The organism is Curtobacterium sp. BH-2-1-1 (assembly GCF_001806325.1).
In the GTDB taxonomy this organism is placed as follows: domain Bacteria; phylum Actinomycetota; class Actinomycetes; order Actinomycetales; family Microbacteriaceae; genus Curtobacterium.
This window is the reverse complement of the sequence record NZ_CP017580.1, coordinates 2922897-2941839: the sequence shown is the minus strand read 5'-3', so window position 1 is coordinate 2941839 and position 18943 is coordinate 2922897. Positions and strand designations below refer to the sequence as shown.

The following is an 18943-nucleotide window of genomic DNA, read 5'->3' as shown; positions in this document are numbered from 1 at the left end:
GCGACCGTGTACCCCGATTGTCGGAGTGATCGGCGACCCGCTCGATGATACCGGCACACGGGTGTTCCCGGTGTCCCCCGAACGCGGACCGACGCCCTCGTGCCGGACGCCCGTCAGAAGAGCGTCGGCACGACCGGTGCAGTGCGTGGGACCAGGCGCTGGTCGAACCCCGGATCGGCGCGCTTGAGCGGCGAGGACGTCGGACGGGACTGCTCCTCGAACGGCGACGGTCCGGAGATCGCTCCCGCCGGCGTCGCGGGCGCTGCCCCGGGGTCGCTCAGCCGGTTCGAGAACCCCATCGAGCCCGTCGCCGGATCGACGTGGCCGAGCCCCATGCCGTGCGCGCGCAGGATCGGACGGACCCGCTCCGACAACCAGCGCCGGTAGTCCTTCGGCGCGAAGGTGTTGTCGAGGTACATCGACCGGTACCGCTCGACGAGGTCCGGCCGGGTGCGCTGGAGCCACGCGAACCACCAGGGCTTCACGCCGGGACGCAGGTGGAGTGCGGAGTACATGACGCTCGACGCCCCAGCGGCCGCGGCTCGCCCGACGGCGTCGTCGAGGTGGGCACGGGTGTCGGTGATGTACGGCAGGACGGGCATGAGGAACACGGAGCACGTCAGGCCCGCGTCACGGATGGCCCGGACCGTCGCCAGGCGCGCCGCCGTCGTCGGGGTGCCTGGCTCGACCTGCTGCTGGAGTTCGTCGTCGTAGACCGCGATCGACATCGCCAGGTCGACCGGCACCGACCGCGCGGCCTCGACCAGCAACGGGATGTCGCGGCGCAGCAGGGTGCCCTTCGTCAGGACGCTGAACGGCGTGCCCGAGTCGGCCAGGGCACGGATCACACCGGGCATCAGCCGGTACTTGCCCTCGGCCCGCTGGTACGGGTCGGTGTTCGTGCCGAGCGCGACCGGGTGTCGGTCCCAGCTCGGCTTCGTGAGCTCGCGGTGCAGGACGTCGGCCACGTTGGTCTTCACGACGATCTGCTGGTCGAAGTCCGCTCCCCCGTCGAACTCGAGGTAGGTGTGCGTCGGGCGGGCGAAGCAGTACACGCACGCGTGGCTGCAGCCCCGGTACGGGTTGATCGTCCACCCGTACGTCCCGCTGCCGTCCGCGCTCGGGACGCGGTTCAGCGCGCTCTTGGCCAGGACCTCGTGGAAGGTGACACCCGCGAACTCCGGCGTCGTCACGCTCCGGACGAACCCGCTGTTCGACTCGAGCCCGGGGAGCGCATCGCTCCGCGAGGCATCGATCGCCTGCCCACTCCACCGCATGCAGTCATTCGAACACACGTTCGAACGACACGCAAGCGGGAGCGGCTCAGTGGTGGAGTCCGAGCACCTTCGCCGTGCGCTCGAGCGTCGCGTCGGCGAGCGCCGCGTCGGACCCGAGGTCCTGCCCGTAGGTGGGCACCATCACGCGGACCGCGGCTTCCCAGCGGTCCCAGCGGTCCGGGAAGCACTTCCGGAGCAGGCCGAGCATGATCGGCACCGCGGTGGACGCCCCCGGGCTCGCACCGAGCAGGCCGGCGATCGAGCCGTCGGCCGAGGTGATGACCTCGGTGCCGAACTGCAGGACGCCGCCCTTGTCCTTGTCGGGCTTGATGACCTGCACGCGCTGTCCGGCGGTGATGCGGTGCCAGTTGCCCGGCTCGGCGCTCGGCATGAAGTCGCGCAGGGCGTCGAACTTCGTCTGCTTCGAGGCGAGGAGCTGCCCGATCAGGTAGCGCACCAGGTCGAAGTTGGAGAACGCGACACTCAGCATCGGCCGGAGGTTGTGCGGCCGGATCGACTTCACGAGGTCGAAGAGCGAGCCCTGCTTGAGGAACTTCGGGCTGAAGCCCGCGTACGGCCCGAACATGAGCGAGGCGTTGCCGTCGACGATCCGGGTGTCGAGGTGCGGGACGGACATCGGCGGCGCACCGACACTGGCCTTGCCGTAGACCTTCGCCGAGTGCTTCTGGACGACCTCGGGATCGTCGGTGCGGAGGAACTCGCCGGAGACCGGGAACCCGCCGTACCCGCGGATCTCCGGGATGCCGGACTTCTGCAGCAGGTGGAGGGCCCCGCCCCCGGCGCCGACGAAGACGAACTTCGCCGCGATGCGCTGGGTCGACCGACCGATCTCGTTGCGGACGTCGAGCACCCAGCCCTCGCTGACGGTCGAACGCGTGAGCTTCGTGACCTGGTGCGACGGCTCGAACTCGACACCGTCGATCTCGAGCTGGTCGAAGAGCTGCCGGGTGAGCGACCCGAAGTCCACGTCGGACCCGGCGGCGGAGTACGTCGCCGCGATCGGCTGGTCCTTCTTCCGACCCGGGATGAGCGCGGGCGCCCACTTCCGGATCTGCTGCGGGTCGTCGGAGAACTCGAGCCCGGCGAAGAGCGGGTGGTTCTTCATCGCCTCGTACCGCTTGCGCATGTACTCGACGTTGTCGGCACCCCACACGAACGAGATGTGCGGCGTGGGGTTGATGAAGTTCGACGGTTCCGGCAGGTCACCGGTCTCGACGAGGTGGGCCCAGAACTGGCGCGAGACCTGGAACTGCTCGTTGACGGTCACGGCCTTGCTGATGTCGACACGGCCGTCCGACAGTTCCGGCGTGTAGTTCAGCTCGCAGAGCGCGGAGTGGCCCGTCCCGGCGTTGTTCCACGGGTTCGAACTCTCCTGCGCGACGGTGCCGAGGCGCTCGTAGACGCGGATCTTCCAGGTGGGTTCGAGCCGGTGGATGATGGCGCCGAGGGTGGCGCTCATGATCCCTCCCCCGACCAGGACGACGTCGATGGGGTCCACCTGCTTCACTGCCACCCGACAATGCTAGCGGCGTCGGCTGACAAGCCGGGCCGGGAACGCCAGGAGGCGCGGTGCCAGCTGGCACCGCGCCTCCTGGATCGCACAGGGTTACGCAGCGACCGTCCGGCGCGCGACGATCGCCTCGGCGATCTGCACCGCGTTCAGCGCGGCGCCCTTGCGGAGGTTGTCGTTGCTGACGAAGAGCGCGAGGCCGTGTCCCTCGGGTGCGGACTGGTCCGCACGGATGCGGCCGACGAAGGACGGGTCCTGCCCGGCGGCCTGCAGCGGCGTCGGGACGTCGGCGAGCTCGACCCCGGGTGCGTCGGCGAGGATCTCGGTCGCACGCTCGGGCGACAGCGGACGCGCGAACTCGGCGTTGACCGAGATGGAGTGGCCCGTGAAGACGGGCACGCGGACACAGGTCCCGGCGACGAGCAGGTCGGGGAGCTCGAGGATCTTGCGGCTCTCGTTGCGGAGCTTCTTCTCCTCGTCGGTCTCGCCCAGCCCGTCGTCGACGATGCTGCCCGCGAGCGGGATGACGTCGAACGCGATCGGGCGGACGTACTTGACCGGCTCGGGGAAGGTCACGGCGGAGCCGTCGTGCGTGAGCACCGCGGTGTCCTGCTCGAGCGCTGCCCGCGCCTGGCCGAGCAGTTCCTCGACGCCGGCGAGCCCGGAACCCGAGACCGCCTGGTAGGTGGTGGCGACGAGGCGACGGAGGCCGGCCTCGGTGTCGAGCACCTTGAGGACCGGCATGATCGCCATCGTCGTGCAGTTCGGGTTCGCGATGATGCCCTTCGGCGCATCGTCGATGGCGTGCGGGTTCACCTCGCTCACGACGAGGGGGACGTCCGGGTCCATGCGCCAGGCGCTGGAGTTGTCGACGACGAGGGCGCCCGCGGCGGCGAACTTCGGCCCGAGTGCCCGCGAGGCGGTGGCACCGGCCGAGAACAGTGCGATGTCGATGCCCGACGGGTCGGCGGTCTCGGAGTCCTCGACGACGATCTGCTCGCCGCGGAACGGCAGCGTGGTGCCGGCGGACCGGGCGCTCGCGAAGAACCGGACGTGGTCGGCCGGGAACGCGCGCTCCTCGAGCAGGCGGCGCATCACGGCGCCGACCTGGCCGGTGGCGCCGACGACGGCGACGGTGAGGGTGCTCATGCGGTGCTCCTGACGGGTCAGCGGCCGGTGCCGGCGTAGACGACGGCCTCGGAGTCGGCGTCGAGGCCGAACGCGTTGTGCACCACGCGCATGGCCTCGTTGAGGGTGTCGGCACGGGTGACGACCGAGATGCGGATCTCCGACGTGGAGATCATCTCGATGTTGATCGACGCCTCGTGCAGGGCGCGGAAGAGCGCCGCGGAGACGCCCGCGTTCGTGCGCATGCCGGCGCCGACCAGGGCGAGCTTGCCGATCTGGTCGTCGTACTGGATGCCCTCGTAGCCGATGTCGGCCTTCGCGACCTCGAGCGCGGTCAGGACGCCCTGGCCCTGGTCCTTCGGCAGCGTGAACGAGATGTCGGTCCGCCCGGTGACGGCCTCGGACACGTTCTGCACGATCATGTCGATGTTCGCGCCGGCGCGGGCGACGATCGTGAAGATCTCCGCCGCCTTGCCCGGGGTGTCGGGCACGCCGACGACGGTGATCTTGCCCTCGGAGAGGTCTCCGGCGATGCCGGTGATGATCGGTTCTTCCACGGTTTCCCCCTCTGCAGGGTTGTAGACGATGGTTCCCTCGGCGTTGCTGAAGGAGGAGCGGACGTGCAAGGTGACGCCGTGCCGACGGGCGTACTCGACGGCACGGATGTAGAGGACCTTCGCACCGGATGCTGCGAGTTCGAGCATCTCCTCGCTGGTGATGCGGTCGACCTTCTTGGCCTTCGGCACCACGCGCGGGTCGGCGGTGAAGATGCCGTCCACGTCGGTGTAGATCTCGCAGATGTCGGCGTCGAGGGCCGCGGCGAGGGCGACGGCCGTCGTGTCCGAACCGCCGCGACCGAGCGTGGTGATCTCGCCGGTCGTGCGGTTGAAGCCCTGGAACCCGGCGACGATCGCGACGTGCCCGGCGTCGAGTGCCTCGCGCACGCGCTTCGGGGTGACGTCGACGATGCGGGCCTTGCCGTGCTGGGCGTCGGTGAGCATGCCGGCCTGGCTGCCCGTGTACGACGACGCCTCGACCCCGAGGCTCTTGATCGCCATCGCCAGGAGCGCCATCGAGATGCGCTCCCCCGCGGTGAGGAGCATGTCGAGTTCACGTCCGGCGGGGATCGGTGTCACGGAGTGCGCGAGGTCGACGAGCTCGTCGGTGGTGTCGCCCATCGCCGAGACGGCCACGACGACGTCGTTGCCGGCCTTCTTCGTCTGGACGATCCGCTTCGCCACGCGCTTGATGCTCTCGGCGTCCGCGACGGACGATCCACCGAACTTCTGCACGATCAAGGCCACTGGTTGGTACTCCCGGGGACGACGGTTCCGCGACTGTCACGCGGTCTCATGATGGTAGTCGGTGTTTCGAGGATGTTGCGTCAGAGCCGGTGCAGACGCAAGGATCCTGCGCGCTGCTCGGCTCCGGCAGGTCAGCCGCCGACGACCCGACGGCCCTCGAACGCGCGGCCGAGCGTGACCTCGTCGGCGTACTCGAGGTCGCCGCCGACGGGCAGCCCGGACGCCAGGCGGGTCGTGCGGATGCCCATCGGGACGAGCAGTCGGCTGAGGTACGTCGCCGTGGCCTCTCCCTCGAGGTTGGGGTCGGTGGCGATGATGACCTCGTCCACCGTGCCGTCCGCCAGTCGTGTCATGAGCTGCTGGATGCGCAGGTCGTCCGGGCCGATGCCGTCGATCGGGCTGATCGCGCCGCCGAGCACGTGGTACAGCCCGCGGAACTCGCGCGTCCGTTCGATCGCGGCGACGTCCTTCGCCTCTTCGACGACGCAGATGACCGCCGGCGACCGGCGCGGGTCACGGCAGATGCTGCACTGCACGTTCTCGGTGACGTTGCCGCAGATCTCGCAGAAGCGGACCCGCTCCTTGACGTCCGCCAGGAGCTCGGACAGCCGGGTGGGGTCGAACGACTCGGTCTGGAGGATGTGGAACGCGATGCGCTGCGCCGACTTCGGTCCGATGCCGGGGAGGCGACCGAACTCGTCGATGAGGTCCTGCACGATGCCGTCGTACATCAGGCGCCTTCCTCGTGGAGGGAGGTCTCCTCGATGAACTGGGCGTTCAGGATCTCACGGACGACGGCCTCGCCGTAGCGGCCCGCGACGGGGGTGCGGCGGACCTGCGGGGCGGGTGCGGCGGGGCGCTGGGCCGGTGCCGGGCGCTGCTGGCTCGGCGCGGGGGCGGCGGGCTGCTGCGGTGCGGCGGACTGCTGCGCGTCGGGGTAGGGGTCGCCGTCGCCGTACGGGTCGTCGTCGAGCGGGTAGTCGTCGACGGGGACGTCCGGGCTGCCGCCCGGTGCGGCGGCCGGACCGGTGGACGGCGCGGCGTCCGGGCCGGTGGACGGCTCGGCGCCCGGGCCGCGGTCGGCGTCGGTGTCCGGACTGCCGGGAGGCGCGGCCTGCGTCGACGGGGCCGCCTGCGGTGCGGGGGCGCCCAGCGAGGACGCGGGGCGCAGCTGTGCCGCGAGGGCCGCGTCCACCGTCGGGTCGGACGTGGTCGGGACGGGAGCGACGGGCTCACCGGTGTCGGTGGTGCCGAACGGTGCCGACCACGAGCGCTCGGCCCCGGCGGTGGGATCCGCGGCGGGGATCGTGGCGACGGCCCACTCGGTGACCGGGGCGCCGGTGGGCTCCGGGGCGCCGGTGGGCTCCGGGGCGGGGGTGGGCTCCGCGGCGGGGGTGGGTGCAGGGCGGGACTGCGTCGGGCGCTGGTCTCCCTGCGCGGGCGCCGAGTCCGGCCGTGCCGGAGCCGGTGCCGGTGCCGGTGCCGGTGCCGGTGCCGCGTGCTCCGACGGTGCCGTCTCGCGCGCGGCGGACTCGGCCGCCGAGGGTGCTCCCGTGGCGGATGCGCCCCCGCCGGACTCCTGCGCAGCGGACCGGTCGGCGGAGTCCCCCGCCGCCTGCTGCTCGGCGGACCCGTGCGGCTCGGACGTCGTCGGCTCCGGACGCGCGGGAGCGGCCGGAGCCGTCTCGGCGGACCGGTCGGCACCGGGCCGTGCAGCACCCGCAGCACCCGCAGCGTCAGGGGCAGGCGCGGCACTCGGCGTCGGCTGCGCGGCCCCCTGCGGCGGCTGGGCCCCGGGCTGCTGCGGCGGTCGCTGCTGCCCCGGCCCACCGGGACCACGGGCGACGAACTTCACACGGAGCCCGAGCACGTCGACGATCGCGGCCCGCAGGAGCTCGCTGACGCTGGCGTTCGGGTCGGACATCTCCTTGAACGAGGCGACGTCCTGCTGGCTCGGGAACGTGAGGGTGAGGACGTCCTCGCGCAGCGCCGTGACCTGCGCCGTGACGACCACGGACCACGCCGAACGCTTCTGCCGCTGGACGTGCTCGACGATCTGCGGCCAGGAGTCGCGGAGCTGCTGGAACCCGACGGCGCCGATGGGACGCACGGCCGGCTCGTCGCCCGCAGCCGCGCCCTGGCCGGTCGAGGACGCGTTCGCAGCGCCCGCGGCGGGCGTCGGCGTGGCTCCGGGTGCCGGCGTGGACCCGGGCCCGCTCGACGGCGCCTCGGGTGCACTCGGCACCGCGGCGGCCCACGAGGCAGCGGCATCCCGAGCGGTGGCACCGGGGTCGGTCGACGTCGGGGCCGGGGTGGCGGGCGGTTCGGCGGCGGCCGGAACAGGAGCCGGCGCCGGCGTCTGGGCCTGGGCCTGGGCCGGAGCCGCGGGGGCCTGGGCCGCCCGAGGAGCGGGTGCGGTCGGCTGCGTGCTCGGCGCGGGGGCGGTGGTCGACCCCGCGGCCGGGAGCGACTCCGGCCCGGCCTGGTGCCCGCCGGCGTCCCCGACACCGATGCGTCGCTCGAGTCGCTCGACCCGGGCGAGGGCACCGCGCTGGGTGTCGTCGACCTCGGGCACGAGCATCCGCGCCGTCATGAGTTCGAGGTGCAGCCGCGGCGAGGTCGCCCCGGTCATGTCCGTCAGCGCCCGGTTCGCGATGTCCGCCGCACGCGAGAGCCCGGTCGCACCGAAGACACCGGCCTGCCGGGTCATCGTGTCGAGCTCTTCCGGCGAGACGCCCCGGAGGACGGCCGCGGCGCTCTCGTTGGTCGCGGCCACGACGATGAGGTCACGGAGGCGCTCGAGGAGGTCCTCGACGAAGCGACGAGGGTCCTGCCCGGTCTGCACGACCCGGTCGATGGCGGCGAACGCCGATGCCGGGTCGGCCACGGCGAGCGCGTCGACCACGTCGTCGAGCAGTGCGGCGTCGGTGTAGCCGAGGAGCGCGACGGCCCGCTCGTACGCGATCGCCCCGTCCTCGCTGCCGGCCATGAGCTGGTCGAGCAGCGACAGGGTGTCACGGACGGAACCACCGCCGGCGCGGACGACCAGGGGCAGCACGCCGGGCGCGACCGAGACCGATTCCTGCTGGCAGAGCTGCTCGACGTACTCGAGCATCGCTGCCGGCGGGACGAGGCGGAACGGGTAGTGGTGGGTGCGCGAGCGGATCGTGCCGATGACCTTCTCGGGCTCGGTCGTCGCGAAGATGAACTTGACGTGCTCCGGCGGCTCCTCGACCAACTTGAGCAGCGCGTTGAAGCCCTGCGGCGTCACCATGTGCGCCTCGTCGAGGATGAAGATCTTGTAGCGGTCGCGCGCCGGGGCGAACACGGCACGGTCGCGCAGGTCACGGGCGTCGTCGACACCGTTGTGGCTGGCGGCGTCGATCTCGATCACGTCGAGCGATCCCCCGCCGCCGCGTGCCAGTTCGACGCAGCTCGGGCAGACGCCGCACGGCGTGTCGGTCGGGCCCTCGGCGCAGTTCAGGCAGCGCGCGAGGATGCGCGCGGACGTCGTCTTGCCGCAGCCGCGCGGGCCGCTGAACAGGTAGGCGTGGTTGACCCGGTTCGTGCGCAGGGCCGTCCGGAGGGGATCGGTGACCTGCGACTGTCCGATCAGCTCGGCGAAGTTCTCGGGCCGGTAACGGCGATACAGGGCGGTGACCACGCCCCAAGGGTAGCCGGGACGACCGACACCCGATGGTCGGACCGGACCACCTGTGGGAAGTGGGCGGCGGGCACGTGACGAACCGCGCCTCCCGTCCGTGCAGACGACGGGACGGGAGGCGCGGTTCGTGCGTGCGACGGACTCAGACGCGTCCGCGGCGGCGGAGGCCGCGGGCGAGCCGCGACAGGCCCAGCAGGAGGAAGCCGAGCACCACCAGGCCACCCGCTGCCCCGGCGAGCGGGGCCACGTCGGCGCCGGTGAAGGCGAGCCCACCGGACCCGGAACCGGTCCCGCTCCCGTTCCCGGACGCGTTGCCGCCGGCCCCGGGCGCACCCGGAGTCCCAGGCGCGCCGGGCGCACCGGGCGTTCCGGGCGTCCCGGGCGTCCCCGGCGTGCCGGGGCCACCCGGCACCGCGGCGTCGACCACGACCGCGACCGACTGCACGGCCGACGTCGCACCCGCCACCGTCTGCGTCACGCGGATGGTGTGCTGCCCGACCGCCAGTCGCAGGACGACCGACCAGGTGCCGTCCTCGGCCGCCGTCGTCGTGACGGGCGTGCCGTCGTCGGCGACGACCGTGACGGTCGCTCCCGGCTCGGCGGTCCCGGTGACCCGCCAGTCGACGGTCCCGGCGGCCGAGGCCGTCTGGTGCGCGCCCGGCGTCGGCGAGGTGACCGCGAGCGGCTCCACCGCGTCGACCACGATCGGGACCGGCTGCGAGACCGTCGTCGTGCCGTTCACGGACTGCGACGCCTCGATGGTCCACTCCCCCTCGGGGACGCGGTCGAACGTGACGCTCCAGTCGCCGTCGGCGTCCGCGGTCGTGGTGCGGACCTGCCCGTTCGACAGGCGCACCGTGACGAGCGCTCCCGGTGTGGCGTGCCCGGTCACCGTGAAGCTGCCGGTGTCACCGGTGCCCGTCGCGGGGATGAGCTGGCCGGGGACCGGGCTCGTGATGGTCACGTCGGTCGGCTGGGCGACCACGACCCGCACGGTGCTCGTCACCGGGTCGGAGGTCACGCCGCCGACGGTCTCGGTGACCGACACGGTGTGGGTGCCCGGCGGGACCCGGGTGACGGTGACGGTCCACGAACCGTCACCACCCGCGGTCGTCGTCGCGGTCCGGCCGTCGATGTCGACGGAGACCGTGGCGCCCGGCTCGGCGGTGCCGCTGACCGGGATCGACGTCGTGGCACCGGTGGTCGGGACGACCTGGCCGTCGGTCGGGCTGGTGACCCGGACCGGTGCGGCCGCGGCGACGGAGAACCCGACCTGCGGTGCGTTCGTCGTCGTCCCACCGACCGTCTGCGCGGCGGCGATCGTGTGCGGGCCGGTGCCGACGTCCGGCACGGTGACGGCCCACTCGCCGTCGCCGTCCGCCGTCGTCGTGACCGGGGCCCCGCCGTCGACGCGGACCGAGACGGCCGCGTTCGGGGCGGAGACACCGGTGACCCGGACGTCCGTGGAGCCGCCGAGCACGCGGTAGGCGGTGCCGTTCTCCGGGGAGGTGACGACGATCGTGTCCACCGCGGCGACCTCCACCGTCAGGTCGCGCTCGATCGGCGACGACGTCGTGCCGTTCACGACCTGCGTGACGACGATCGTGTGGTCGCCGGCATCGAGACCGGTGAGCTCGGTCGACCAGCGGCCGTCCGGGCCGACCGGGACCTGGACGGGGTCGCCGTCGTCGGTCACGATCCGCACGGTGCCGCCGGGCTGCCCCTGGCCGCTGACCGGGACGCTCGCGGTCGTGGTGCCGGCCGGCACGGTCACGGTGTCGCCGTACGCCGGCGTGTCGACCGTCAGCGCTGCACCCGCGGCGACCGTGAAGGTCGTCGAGACCGGCGCCGAGGTCGATCCCTCGACCGTCTGGGTGGCACGGACGGTGTGCTCGCCGGTGCCGAGGCCCTCGAGGTCGACGGACCAGGTGCCGGCGGCGGTCGCCGTCACGGTCCGGGGGTAGCCCCCGTCGACCGCCACCCGGACGGTCGCCAGCGGCTCGGCGGCGCCGTTCGCGGTCACGGTCGCGATCGAGTCCTGCTGCGCGACGCGCACGGTCGACCCGTTCGCCGGGGTGGCGATCGTGATCGGGTCCGCGACGAGCACCCGGATGCCGACGGTGACCGGGGCGGAGACGGTGTCACCGATCCGCTGCGTGACGCTGACGGTCGGGGTGCCCGCGGGCACGTCGGGCACCGAGACGCTCCAGTCGCCGTCGGTGTCCGCGGTGGTGGACTCGCTGCGTCCGCCGCCGAGGTCGACCACGACGGTCGCACCGGGCTCCGCCGTCCCGCTGACGTCGACCGTGGTGGTCGCGCCCTCGCCGGCGACGGTGTACTCCTGGCCTGCCGTCGGTTCGGCGATCTCGACCGGGGCTCCGGCCTCGATCTCGAAGGCCGACTCGACCGGGGTGGTGGACGTGGACCCGTCGACCGTCTGCGTGACGCTGACGTCGTGCGTGCCGACGCCGAGGTCCGGCACGTCGACGCTCCACGCGCCGTCGTCACCGGCGGTGACCTCGACGGGGTCGCGGTCGTCGACGGTGACCGTGACGGTGGCGCCCGGCTGGGCGTCACCGGCGATCGTCACCGTGGTGGTGGCGTCGCCGTCCGCGACGGTGATCGGGTCCTCGTCGGGCTGGCGGACGGTCAGGTCGGCCGCGGCGACGACGGACACCGGTCGTGCGACCGCCGCGCTCGTCGTCCCGTTCACGGCCTGGGTGACCTCCGCCGTCCACGAACCGGTGGGCACGTCCTCGACCGTCGTGGCCCAGTCCCCGTCGTCGTCGACCCGTGCCGTCGCGGTCCCGCCGTCACCGAGGTCGACCGTGACGGTCGCCCCGGGCTGACCGGTGCCGGCGAACCGCACGTCGGTCGTCGCGTCGTAGTCCGCCACCGTCACGGAGGTGGCCCCCGCCGGGGTCGTCACCGTGAGCGGCGCACCGGCGCGGACCGACACCGCCGCGGTGACGGGTGCCGACGTCTGCCCGCCGACGACCTGCGTCGCGCGGACCGTGTAGTCGCCGACCGGGACGTCCGCGAACGTCGTCTCCCAGGCGCCGTCGGCAGCGGCGGTCACCTCGTCGGAGTCACCGTTCGACAGTGTCACCGTGACGGTGGCCCCGCCCTGTGCCCGTCCCGCGGCCCGCACGTCGGCCGTGCCGGCCGCGTCGGCGACCGTCAGGACGGCGCCGTTCGTCGGAGCGGTCAGGGAGAGCGCGGTCCCGGCACGGACGGTGACGGTCTGTGCGGGACTGGAGGCGCTGGTCCCGCCGACCGTCTGGGTCGCGATGAGCGTCGGGTCACCGACACCGACCCCGCCGAACGTGACGGTCCAGTCGCCGTCGCCGTCCGCGGTGGTGGTCGCCTCGTCGTCGCCGAGTCGCACCGTGACCGGAGCGTTCGGCTCGGCCGTCCCGGTGACCGTGACGTCACGCGTCGCGTCGGCGTCCGGGACGAGCAGCACGGTGTCGGCGGCCGGGGTCGTCACCGTGACCGTGTCCGCGGCCTCGATCGTGACGGTGCGCGTCGCCGGGTCGGAGACGGCCGGGGACGAGACCGTCCCGGGCAGCGTCTGCGTCACCGACACCGGGTGCTCGCCGACCGCGAGGTCCGGGAAGGTCACCGACCAGGTGCCGTCCGGGGCGACCGTCGTCCGCTGGTCGTCCTCGCCGGTCGTGCTCGCGGTCACCGCGGCGCCGGGCTGGCCGGTGCCGGAGACCGTCACGTCACGTCGGACGTCGTCGCCCGCGACCGTGATCGGCGCCGTGCCGGGGGCGGTGATCGCGAGCTGCGCGGCCGTGACGACCTGGAACGTGGTCGGGATCGCGGTGGTGACCACGCCCTCGACGCTCTGGCTCGCGTTCACCGTGTACGTGCCGGTGGGTGCGAGACCGGTGGCGTCGACGCTCCACACGCCGTCGCCGTCGGCCGTGGTGGTGAACTGCGTGTCCGGGCCGAGCGAGACCGAGATGTCCGCGTCCGGCTCCGAGGTGCCGGAGATCGGGACGGTCGCGGTCGCGTCGCCGTCGACGACGACGAAGCGCGAACCGACGGCCGGCGAGTCGATCGCGACGGCGGTCCCCGGCACGACGGTGAAGTCGCGCGTCACCGTGGGTCCGGTCGTGCCGTTCACGGTCTGCACGGCGGTGACGGTGTGGTCGCCGATGCCGAGCTGCGTCGGGTCGGTCGCCCAGTTGCCGGAGCCGTCGGCGACCACGTCGACCGGGTCGCCGTCGTCGACCGTGACCCGCACGCTCGCACCCGGCTCGGCGGTGCCGCGCACGACGACGCCGATCTGGCCGCCCGCTCCCGCGGGGACCTCCTGCGCGTCCGTGGGCGACTCGATCACCAGGTCGTCGGCGACGGCGATCGCGAAGTCCCGGTCGACGGCTGCGGACGTCTGCCCGCCGACCGTCTGCGTGACGCTCGCGGTGTGGTCGCCCGTGCCGACGTCCGGCAGGGTCACCGACCACGCACCGTCGTCGCCGGCGGTCGTGGTGACCGGGTCGCCCGTCCCGTCGAGGACCACGCTGATGCCGGCGCCCGGCTGCGCGGTGCCCGAGACGACGACGTCGATCGTCGAGTCGTCGGTCGCGACGTCGGTCGTGCCGTCCTGGGTCGGCGAGGTCACGGCGAGCGCCGCGCCGGCGACGACCGTCACGACCTGGCGGACGGCCGGCGAGGTGGTCCCGCCCACGGTCTGCGTCGCCTGGATCGTGTACCGGCCGACCGGGACGTCCTGGACCGTGGCGGTCCAGTCCCCGTCGCCGTTCGCGGTCGCGGTGGCGGTCAGCCCGCCGCCGAGCGAGATCGCGACGTCGGCGCCGGGCTCGGCGGTGCCGGTCACGTCGAGGTCGGTCGTCGTGTCCGCGTCGAGCACGGTGACGGTGGCACCGGGTGCCGGGGCGGTGATCGCGATCGGGTCACCGGCGGCGACGGTGAAGTCGCTCGTCACGGGGCCGGAGGTCGTCCCGCCCACGGTCTGCCGAGCGGTCGCGGTGCGGTCGCCGACCGGGACGCCCTGGAAGGTCTCCTCCCAGTCGCCGCCGCCTGTCGCGGTCACCGTCGCGGTGAAGGACCCGCCGATGCCGACCGTGACCTGCGCGTTCGGTGCGGCGGTGCCGGACACCGTGACGGGCGTGGTCGAGGTCGGGTCCGCGACGGTGATCGTGCTGCCGTCCTCGGGTGCGTCGATCGTCAGCGCCGGGGCGGCCGTGACCGTGAAGGCACGTGTCACGGGGGCACTCGTCGAGGACCCGACGGTCTGCGTCACCTGGGCGGAGTACGACCCCGCGGGGACACCCGTCACCGTCGTCGACCAGGTACCGCCGGCGTTCGCCGTGGTCGTGGCCGTGCGGCCGCCACCGAGGTCGACGTCGACCCGTGCGCCGGGCTGCGCCGAACCGGAGAACGGCACGTCCCGGGTGGTGCCGGCGAGCGGGAAGTCCTGGCCGGCCGTCGGGCTGTCGACCGTGAGGCCGGCTGCGGCGACGACCCGGAAGGCCCGGGTCACGGGCGCCGAGGTGGTGTCCCCGACGGTCTGCGTCACGCTCGCGGTCGGTTCGCCGATCGGGACGTCCGGCACCGTGATGCTCCACGCGCCGCTCGCGTTCGCCGTGCCGGTCGCGGTGAGGCCGCCGCCGAGGTCGACGTCGATGCGGGCGTTCGCGGTCGCGGTGCCGGCCAGGGTCACCGGCGCGGTGGTGCCGGTGGTCGTGAAGGTCTGCCCCGCGGTCGGCGTCGAGATGGTCAGGGCCTGCTGCGCGACGACGGAGAATTGCTGCGTGGCCGAGCCCGCCGCTGCTCCCCCGACGGTCTGGGTCGCGGTCGCCGTGTACGAGCCGGTGGGCACGTTCGCCACCGAGGTGGTCCACGTCCCGTTGGCCGCCACGGTCGCGGTGCCCGTCCGGCCGCCGCCGAGGGTCACGGCGATCGTGGCTCCGGGCTCGCCGGCACCGCTGACGGTGACGCTGCGGGTGGAGGACGCCGTCGGCACGCTGAACACCTGGTTCGCGGTCGGTGCCGTGATGGTCGGCGCGACGAAGGCCGAGGCCCGCACGGTCGACGTGGCGAGGTCGACGGTGGCGACGTTCGCCCCGGGCAGGATCGACAGCCGCAGGGCGTGCACGCTCCGCGAGCCGGGGTCGTACCCGCGGCGGTCGCGGAACCCGGTCGTGGTGTCCTGCGCGTTGACGGTGAGGTCGACGACCTGGCGGAGGAGCAGGACGACCGGCGACAGCAGCGTCGCCACGGCTGTGGTCGTGGTGGTCAGGGTGGTGCCGAGCTGCGTGAGGGCGGTCCCGCCGATGATCGGCCGGAGCGCGGTCTGCAGGGTCGGGACGACGATGCCGGAGACGACCGGCGCGAGCACGGTGCCGAGGGGCAGCGGCAGGCCGACGAGGCTCCCCGATGCGGTGACGGTCGGGTTCGCCGTCGCGGTGCCGGCCAGCGCGCCGAGGGTCGTGTCGACCTGCAGACCGATCGCGGCGGCCGACTGCCCGAGGACGGTGGCGTTGGTGGCGATGTTCACGCGAACCGCGGTGGAGTTGATCGTGTTGACGACCGCCGTCTGCAGCGTGGTGGGCAGCTGCGTGCCGAGGATCGTGGCGATGCTCTGGTTGATCGAGTCCACGGCGACCGTCGTCAGCACCGGGGTGTTCGCGGGCTGGCCGTTGAGGGCCGTGAGCTTGTCGAGGTCCACCGTGATCGTGCCGGTCGCCGGGACGATCGTCACGGCGCCGTCCGTGAGCGGCTGCTGGAGGACCTGCGTGAGGGTGCCGTCGAGGTTGAGGTTCACGTTCGCGGTGATGGTGGTGCCGCTCACGTTCACCGTGCCGAGCAGCGCCTGGCGGAGGAGTGTCTGGATCTGGCCGGACACCGCTGCGGTGGTGCCCTGCAGCGCTCCCCCGGTGCCGAAGACGCCGTTCACCGAACCCGACACCGTGCGGAGCTCGTCACGGAGCGAGGTCGTCAGCCCCTGGACGGCGGGGCTCGTCAGCGTGAGGTCGGCTCCGGCGATCCGGTAGTCGCTCGTGGTGCTGACCGTCGCGCCGCGCGTCGCGGACAGGGTCGAGGCGAGCGCCCCGACACGCAGCTGCGCGTTCGAGAGCACCGTCGTGTCGGCACCGACCCGGCTGAAGAGCGGGTTGAGGTCGAGCGTCGACGCCCCGGTGCCGATCCCGGTACCGACGCCGATGCCGCCGTCGTTCGTCAGGAGGCCGGAGGACGCCGTCGCACCGTTCGCCGAGGTCGTCGCGTACTGGCCGGCCACCCCGAGGGTGAGGATGCCGTTCGCCCCGAGCAGGTCGACGTCGTTGCCGAGGTCCACCCCCACGGTGTTCAGGGCCTCGACGTTGAGCGGCTGGTTCGTCGTCCCGCCGCCGGTCGTCGCACCGCGTGCGGAGTAGGCGCCGCCGAGCTGGGCGATGCCGTCGACGTCCACGATGCCCGAGCCGCTGAGCAGGAGCCCCTCGGCCTCGGAGACGTCGGTCTGTGCAGCCGCAGCGGGTTGGATCGCCACGGTGGCGGCGAGGAGCGCCGTCACCGTGGCGATGACGCCGCCGCGCAGGAGGAGACGCCGATCGTCCGATGCTCGTCGTCGAGCTCGGCCGCCAGCACCGAAGATCCGTCGTGTCCAGTCGCCCGCCGTCGTGGGTACACGGGTACCCCGCAGCGACACGTGCCTGCGCATGCGTGTCTCTTTTCCTGGCGAGCGCGCTCGCCACCTGATCCGGAACTCCCCCGCTGGTGAGGCGGTGGAGGGTCAGGAGCCCTGGTTGGGGGTTCCTGAGGGCGATCTTTGCACACGATCAGGTTGCTGTCCGCAACCCGTTACGAAAGAGACGCCGGGCGCACGAAAAGACTCCTCACGCACCCGCCAGAGCCCGGTTACCCTTGCTGCGTTTCCGCCCTGGGGGAGTTGGCCTGGATGGCGTCACGTGAGGAGCCGCCGAGAAGTCTACCGGACGCGACGGGCAAGATCGGACACATGAAGATCGCCATCGCCGGAGGCCACGGCCAGATCGCCCTCCTCCTCGCCCGCCAGATCACCGACGCCGGCCACGACGCCGTCGCCATCGTCCGCAACCCCGCGCACGTCACCGACGTGGAGCAGCAGGGCGGACGGGCGATCGTCGCGGACCTCGAGCAGCTCGACGACGACGAACTCGGGCTCCGGCTGCGCGGGGTCGACGCGGTGGTGTTCGCCGCGGGGGCCGGTCCGGGGAGCGGCGCCGAGCGGAAGCTCTCGGTCGACCGGGACGGGGCGATCCTCCTGGCGGACGCGGCCGAGCGCGCCGGCATCCGCCGCTACGTGATGATCTCGGCGATGGCGGCGGACTCGTACGACCCGGAGCGTGCGGTCGTGCCCGCCCGGTCCGAGGCCGACGTCTTCCAGGTGTACCTCCGCGCGAAGGCCGAGGCGGACGCGAACCTGCGGGCGCGGAACCTGCGCTGGACGATCGTCCGCCCCGGGGGCCTGCTCGACACGCCGCCCCAGGGCACGGTCGACGTCGGCGCCACGGTTCCCCGCGGCACGATCCCACGGGCGGACGTCGCGGCGGTGGTGCTCCACGCGCTCCTCGACGACACCGCGGTCGGCGTGCAGTTCGAGGTCACGAGCGGCGACACCCCGATCCCCGCGGCGGTCGCGTCGCTCGGCTGACGCCCACCACGGCAGCGGCGTCGAACCACGGATCCGACATCGAACCGGGCGACGACGGTGGTTCGACGTCGGATTCGTGGTTCGATCGCGGCGCCGCGCCCGCCGCAAGCGCGCCGTGCCCGCCGCCCGCGGCGCCGCGCCGTGCGTCAGAGCGCGACCGCAGCCGACTGCCGGGCGATCTCCAGTTCCTCGTTCGTCGGGATCACGAGCACCGCGACGCGCGACGTGTCCGTGGAGATGCGCCGCGCCTCCCGAGATGCCAACTCGTTGCGGTCCGCATCGATCTCGATGCCCAGGTGCTCGAGCCCGGCGAGCACGCGCCGGCGCAGCAGCGCGTTGTTCTCGCCGACCCCCGCGGTGAAGACCACCGCGTCCAGCCCGCCGAGCTGCGCCGTGTAGGCGCCGACGTACCGACGGATGCGGTGGCGGTAGACGGCGAGCGCCGCCTCGGCCACCTCGTCGCCGTGCAGCGCCGCGTCCTGCACGTCGCGCATGTCCCCGTTGCCGGTCAGGCCGAGCAGCCCGGACTCCTTGTTGAGCATGGTGTCGAGCTCGTCGAAGGAGAGCCCGGCCTCGCGGTGGAGGTGGATGAGGACCGCGGGGTCGAGGTCTCCGGAGCGGGTGCCCATCACGAGACCCTCGAGCGGGGTGAGGCCCATCGAGGTCTCGATCGAGCGTCCACCGTCGATCGCCGCGGCGGACGCCCCGTTGCCGAGGTGCAGCACGATCGTCTTGAGCTCAGCGAGCGGACGGCCGAGGAACTCTGCCGCCTGCTCGGACACGTACTTGTGGCTCGTCCCGTGCATGCCGTAGCGGCGGATCGCGTACTTCGCGGCGAGGTCGGCCGGGATCGCGTACGTGTAGGCGTGCGGCGGCATCGTCTGGTGGAACGCGGTGTCGAACACGGCGACCTGCGGCACGTCCGAGAAGACCTGCTTCGCCGCGCGGATGCCCTCGAGGTTCGCCGGGTTGTGCAGCGGCGCGAGGCTGTTCAGCGCCTCGATCTGCTGCTCGACCTCGTCCGTCACCACGGTGGCCCGGTCGAAGGTGGTGCCGCCGTGCACGACGCGGTGGCCGACCACGGCGGGCGGGTGCTCGTCGAAGGACGGCCCGACCTTCGCGAAGGCGTCGATCATGGCCTGGAAGCCGGCCGCGTGGTCGGCCACCGGGGTCGAGTCGTTCGACGAGGACTCCCCCGTGAGCGCGTTGGTGTGCTTCCACGCACCCGTCGACTCGCCGATGCGTTCGACGAGCCCGGAGGCGAGCGTGCGCTCCCCCTCGAGCTCGATGAGCTGGTACTTGAACGAACTCGATCCGGAGTTCACGACGAGGGCTGCGGTCACGGGATGGGTCACTTTCTCGGTCGGACGGGAG

The 18943-nt window shown here is 73.0% G+C and carries 9 protein-coding genes and 1 other RNA gene; 1 reads left to right on the top strand and 9 read right to left on the bottom strand.

Annotated features, from left to right (window positions below; genetic code table 11):
* Nucleotides 1-113: 113 nt before the first annotated feature.
* The 8 genes from BJK06_RS14070 to ffs all read right to left on the bottom strand — a co-directional run bounded on the left by BJK06_RS14070 (nt 114) and on the right by ffs (nt 16857).
* A complete protein-coding gene (locus tag BJK06_RS14070) occupies nt 114-1277 on the bottom strand; it encodes an Rv2578c family radical SAM protein (protein ID WP_070418405.1) in 1164 nt (387 codons plus the stop codon).
* Between the two features lie 46 nt (nt 1278-1323).
* A complete protein-coding gene (locus BJK06_RS14065) occupies nt 1324-2811 on the bottom strand; it encodes a malate:quinone oxidoreductase (protein ID WP_083295273.1) in 1488 nt (495 codons plus the stop codon).
* A gap of 93 nt (nt 2812-2904) precedes the next feature.
* Nucleotides 2905-3957 (bottom strand): aspartate-semialdehyde dehydrogenase, encoded by a 1053-nt coding sequence (locus BJK06_RS14060; RefSeq protein WP_070418404.1) that lies wholly within the window; start codon nt 3955-3957, stop codon nt 2905-2907.
* A gap of 17 nt (nt 3958-3974) precedes the next feature.
* The gene (locus BJK06_RS14055; protein ID WP_070418403.1) at nt 3975-5240 is read right to left on the bottom strand and encodes an aspartate kinase; all 1266 of its coding nucleotides are present in this window, start codon (nt 5238-5240) and stop codon (nt 3975-3977) included.
* A 131-nt stretch (nt 5241-5371) separates the two neighbouring features.
* Nucleotides 5372-5971: a recombination mediator RecR gene (gene recR / locus BJK06_RS14050; protein WP_070418402.1), complete on the bottom strand. Its 600-nt coding sequence runs from the start codon at nt 5969-5971 to the stop codon at nt 5372-5374.
* Nucleotides 5971-8904, bottom strand: coding sequence for a DNA polymerase III subunit gamma and tau (locus BJK06_RS14045; protein WP_070418401.1), 2934 nt, complete (start codon nt 8902-8904; stop codon nt 5971-5973). Before BJK06_RS14045 ends, recR begins: the two co-directional genes overlap by 1 nt.
* A 142-nt stretch (nt 8905-9046) precedes the next feature.
* Nucleotides 9047-16597 carry a choice-of-anchor G family protein gene (locus BJK06_RS14040; protein WP_070418400.1) on the bottom strand — a complete coding sequence of 2517 codons (7551 nt, stop codon included), beginning with the start codon at nt 16595-16597 and terminating at the stop codon, nt 9047-9049.
* A 163-nt stretch (nt 16598-16760) separates the two neighbouring features.
* Nucleotides 16761-16857: signal recognition particle sRNA small type (gene ffs, locus BJK06_RS14035), an RNA gene on the bottom strand.
* 37 nt (nt 16858-16894) lie between these two features.
* Here ffs and BJK06_RS14030 point away from each other — a divergent pair.
* On the top strand, nt 16895-17569 hold the full coding sequence (locus BJK06_RS14030; protein ID WP_070418399.1) for an SDR family oxidoreductase: 675 nt from the start codon (nt 16895-16897) through the stop codon (nt 17567-17569).
* A gap of 146 nt (nt 17570-17715) precedes the next feature.
* On the opposite strand, the gene BJK06_RS14025 is transcribed toward BJK06_RS14030, so the two are convergent.
* On the bottom strand, nt 17716-18912 hold the full coding sequence (locus BJK06_RS14025) for an acetate/propionate family kinase (protein WP_070418398.1): 1197 nt from the start codon (nt 18910-18912) through the stop codon (nt 17716-17718).
* Nucleotides 18913-18943 lie beyond the last annotated feature (31 nt).